Consider the following 3206-nt stretch of genomic DNA (forward strand, 5'->3'; position numbering starts at 1 on the left):
CCGGACGGTGACCTGCCGGAGCTGGAGTTCGCGCTGCTGGCCGACGGTGTCCCGATGGACAAGCTGTATCCGCTGGATGTGGACCGTGCCTTCAAGGTGCTGACCCGGCTGCGGGGCGACATCAAGAAGTTCTGGGACAGCGGCCCGCTGCCGGGTGTGCTGCTGAGCCGTCAGGAGGTGACGATGTCCACCGTCTGGGACGGCCGGATCGCCGACCTGGAGAAGCAGGGCGTCCCGGTCACCCGGCAGCTGAACGGCATGCGCCGGCAGTTCCAGGGCTACGCCATCGCCAAGGGTGCGGCCAACGCGGACGCCGCCTACCAGCTGATGGACTTCTCGCTGCGTGCGGAGAGCCAGGCCAATCTGGCCAAGGCCTTCCCGTCGAACCCGTCTTCTCCGCTGGCCTACGAAAAGCTCAGCGAGGACGAGCGCAACGCGCTCGCGGGTGCGCCGAAGTACTACGACAAGGGTTTCGACACGGATGTCGACTGGTGGCTGAAGAACGAAGCGGCCGTCACCAAGCGCTGGTTGGAGTGGGCTCGTGGCTGATTTCGGTGTCGCCGCACCGTCGGTGAAGGTGGCCGGCAACAAGACGGCCACCGCGACCGGCAAGGCGCTGTCGGTGGTGGCTCTGCGCAAGACCTACGGTGACGTGGTCGCCGTGGACGAGGCGTCGATGGAGATCGCGGCGGGGGAGTTCGTCACCTTCCTGGGCTCCTCGGGGTCGGGCAAGACCACGACGCTGATGATGATCGCGGGTTTCTGCGAGCCGGACTCCGGCACCATCACCGTCGGGGGCCGCGACGTGACCCGGCTCGCGCCGCAGAAGCGGGGTCTGGGTTTCGTCTTCCAGCAGTATCTGCTCTTCCCGCACATGACCGTGCACGAGAACGTCGCCTTCCCCCTCACGCTGCGTGGGGTGGGCAAGGACGAGATCCGTCGGCGGGTGGGGGAGACGCTGGAGATCGCGGGCCTGTCCGGGTTCGGCAACCGCAAGCCGCGTGAGCTGTCCGGTGGTCAGCAGCAGCGCGTCGCCCTGTGCCGGGCGCTGGTCTACCGTCCGCCGGTGATCCTGATGGACGAGCCGCTGGGTGCGCTGGACAAGAAGCTGCGTGACCAGCTGCAGGTGGAGATCAAGTCGATCCAGCAGGAACTGGGCCTGACCGTCATCTATGTGACGCACGATCAGGAGGAAGCGCTGGTCATGTCGGACCGTATCGCGGTGATGCGCAACGGTCTGATCGAGCAGTTCGACACCCCCCGCGAGCTGTTCGAGCGCCCGAAGACGCCGTTCGTGGCGGACTTCCTGGGCGCGGCGAACTTCCTGCCCGGCCGGGTAGAGCAGCACGACGGCGAGCACACCCTGGTCCGCCTCAATGCCGGTGGCGGCCTGATCAAGGCGCGTCGTCACCAGCTGGCCCCCGGCACCTCTGTGAAGGTCGCGGTGCAGCCGGGCCGGCTGCGGGCCAGCGCCGCCGACGACGGTTTCTGTACCGGCACGGTCGAGACCGCCACCTACGTGGGCACCCTGGTGCGCGCCGGCGTGCGGATCGACGGCAAGGACGCGCCGCTGCTGCGCCTGGAAGTCCCGGCCGGCCGGGGCCCGGTCGCCGGCGAGCGGGTCGGGATCACCGCCGACCCCGACGACGTCAACCTCTTCCCGACCGAACAGGGAGGGTGAGCCATGGCCGCCACCCTCACCGCGGGGGCTCCCGCCCGTCCGCGCAAGCTGCTGGCTTCGCGCAGGACGCGGGTCGGCATCTTCTACGCGCTGCCGGTCGTCGTCTACCTGCTGGTGCTGTTCGTCTACCCGATCTTCAGCACCCTGCTGCTGAGCCTGAAGGACGCCGACGGCTCCTTCACCCTGCACTGGTACGCCGACGCCCTCACCGGCGTGAACCTGTCCGTGCTGTTCACCACCCTGCGGATCTCCGCCGAAACGGCCGTACTCAGCCTGGTCTTCGGGTTCATCCTGGCCCAGGCCATCTCCCGCCTCAAGCCGGTGTGGGCGGGCCTGGCGATGCTGGTCGTGGTCGTCCCGCACTTCATCAGCGCCCTGGTACGCACCTACGGCTGGATCATCATGCTCGGCGACAAGGGCCTGGTGAACGAGACCCTGACCGCCATGTCGGTCCCCGGCGCCCCGTTCCAGCTGCTCTACAACGAGTTGGGTGTGGTCATCGGCACCACCTCCATGATGCTGCCCTACACGGTGCTGCTGCTGTACGGGGTGATGCGCGGGGTGGACCGCCGGCTGCTGGCGGCCGCGTCCAGCATGGGCGCGGGCCGGGTGACCATCTTCCGCCGCATCTACCTGCCGCTGGTCGCCCCCGGCCTGGCCAGCGCCGGACTGCTCAGCTTCATCCTCTCGCTGGGCTACTACATCACCCCCGCCCTGATGGGCGGACCCAACCAGACGATGATCGCCACCCTCATCAACCAGCAGGTCACCAAGGAAAACCAGTGGAACGGCGCCGCCGCACAGGGCGTCATCCTGCTGGTCCTCACCCTGGCCGGACTGCTGCTGGTCAAGGCCGTCAGCTCGCTGGGCGCCAGCCGCAAGAAGAGGAACGCCTCATGATGGAGCTACGCAAGACCATCACCGGGCGGATCGCCCTGACCGCCGTCGCCACCCTGATCCTGCTGTTTCTGGCACTGCCGATCGTCGTCATCCTCGTCACCTCCTTCAGCGACAACGCCTTCGCCGCCTTCCCGCCCGAGACGTGGACGCTGAACTGGTACAAGGCCCTGTTCGCCGACGGCAGCAAATGGCCCGCCGCACTCTCCCTGAGTGCCCTGATCGCCGCCCTGAGCACCGTCTTCTCGCTCATCATCGGGGTGACCGCGGCCACCGCCCTGGTCCGCAGCGAACTCCCGCTGCGCTCGGCGGTCTTCGCCCTGGTCCTCGGCCCCCTGGTCATCCCCCAGATCGTCACCGCACTCGGGCTGTTCCTGCTCTTCGAACCCGCCGCGATGCTCGGCAGCCCCATCGCCATCGCCCTGGGCCACACGGTGCTGGCCGCACCGATCGCGGTACTGATCCTGATCGCGACCCTGCGCGGCATCGACGAACGCCTCGAAGACGCCGCCGCGAGCATGGGCGCCGGCCGTCTCACCATCGCCCGGAAGATCACCTTCCCCCTCGCCGCGCCGGGCATGATCGCGGCAGCGATCTTCTCCTTCATCACCAGCTTCGACGAGTTCTA

At 68.1% G+C, this 3206-nt stretch carries 4 protein-coding genes; all 4 read left to right on the forward strand.

Translation table 11 applies throughout. The features are described from left to right. Window positions 1-549: extracellular solute-binding protein (locus tag ACWD26_RS43995; protein WP_451279376.1), on the forward strand; the 549-nt coding region annotated here is incomplete at its 5' end. Next, window positions 542-1681, forward strand: a complete 1140-nt coding sequence (locus ACWD26_RS44000; RefSeq protein ID WP_451279378.1) for an ABC transporter ATP-binding protein — start codon at window positions 542-544, stop codon at window positions 1679-1681. The genes ACWD26_RS43995 and ACWD26_RS44000, both read left to right, overlap by 8 nt. Window positions 1682-1684: 3 nt before the next feature. Beyond that, entirely contained in the window at window positions 1685-2581 is an 897-nt protein-coding gene (locus ACWD26_RS44005; RefSeq protein WP_451279380.1) for an ABC transporter permease, read from the forward strand. Then, a partial coding sequence (locus ACWD26_RS44010) for an ABC transporter permease (RefSeq protein WP_451279382.1) occupies window positions 2578-3206 on the forward strand: 629 nt, incomplete at its 3' end. The genes ACWD26_RS44005 and ACWD26_RS44010, both read left to right, overlap by 4 nt.

Source organism: Streptomyces sp. NPDC002787 (assembly GCF_053592095.1).

What these genes read in the sequence shown, in the direction of transcription:
- ACWD26_RS44005 (WP_451279380.1), top strand. Translation starts at nt 1,685, where the DNA reads ATGGCCGCCACCCTCACCGCGGGGGCTCCCGCCCGTCCGCGCAAGCTG.